Source organism: Rhizobium sp. RHZ02 (genome assembly GCF_014851575.1).
GTDB lineage: Bacteria > Pseudomonadota > Alphaproteobacteria > Rhizobiales > Rhizobiaceae > Rhizobium > Rhizobium altiplani.
The window spans coordinates 1-1,056 of sequence record NZ_JACUZX010000072.1 but is presented as its reverse complement, the minus strand read 5'-3'; the positions used below and the strand labels follow the sequence as shown (position 1 = coordinate 1,056).

The following is a 1,056-nucleotide window of genomic DNA, read 5'->3' as shown; positions in this document are numbered from 1 at the left end:
TCAGTCGTTCGAAGACGGCCTTCATGGCTGGATCGAAGCGGATGGCGGGCAAGGCGGCGATGTAAAGGGCGTCGCGCACTGGTTTGCGGCCGCCGGCAATCATCCTCTTGCCACGCATCAGGCCACTGTCGCGATTGATAGGGGCAACACCGACCAGCTTTGCGATCTGGCCTTTGTTCAACAGACCGAGTTCGGGAAGTCCGGCGATCAGCAAGCATGCGGTTCGCAGTCCGATGCCCTTGAGCGACATCAGGACTTTCGCCTTGACGGCAAGATCCTCATCCGATTGGAGACAGGCTTCCATTGCATCGACCACCGACTGGCGCTGCTGCAGAAGGAACGAAAGTGTCTCCTCGATCCACGCCCTTGCCGTGGCATCGGCTCGAGCGCCGAGTTTTTCCAGCCGGTTCTTTTCCTGCACGATCATATGCGACAGTTGCCTGTAGCGTGACACCAGATCGATCAGCACCACCTGAGCCGGCGAGGAAGGTGCCAGATCCTTCGTTTCCATGCGTCTGGCATAGTCGGCAAGGACGAACGCGTCGATCCTGTCGGTCTTGGAGAGCTGGCCGCAGGCACGCGCGAACTGCCTGATCTGCCTGGCATTGACCTTGGCGACCGGCAAGCGAGCGGCCAGCAGGGTATGCACGACGGATCGCTCATAGCCGCCAGTCGGCTCCACAACCAGGCGTTCGATGCCATCCAGTTGCGCGAGAAAGGCGATGAACCTAGCAATGCCACCAGCATCATTGGAGAAGCTTGCCGAGTGCATGTCGGGAAGCACGCAGATGTCGAAGGACGATTTCGATATGTCGATGCCGATAAAGCGGCTAGTATAGGTCATGAGGCGATGTCTCCCTTATACGCGAGCGCGAAGCTCTCTCAACGGTTCGACGAAGCCTCGAAATGCGCAAAGGGTTCTGCTTTTTTACGAACGAAAGTTCAGGCCCGCTAGGACCAACCGCTCTGCGCATCGTCACTGCGGTGTTGCAATCACCTCAATGGCAAACGAGGCCGGTGCATCATAACCGATGCACCGGCCTCGCAATGTATAAG

The 1,056-nt window shown here is 58.2% G+C and carries 1 protein-coding gene; it reads right to left on the bottom strand.

The features are described 5' to 3' along the window. Positions 1-844, bottom strand: an 844-nt coding sequence (locus IB244_RS31530) for an IS110 family transposase (RefSeq protein WP_192306981.1), incomplete at its 3' end; no start/stop codon positions are given. Positions 845-1,056 lie beyond the last annotated feature (212 nt).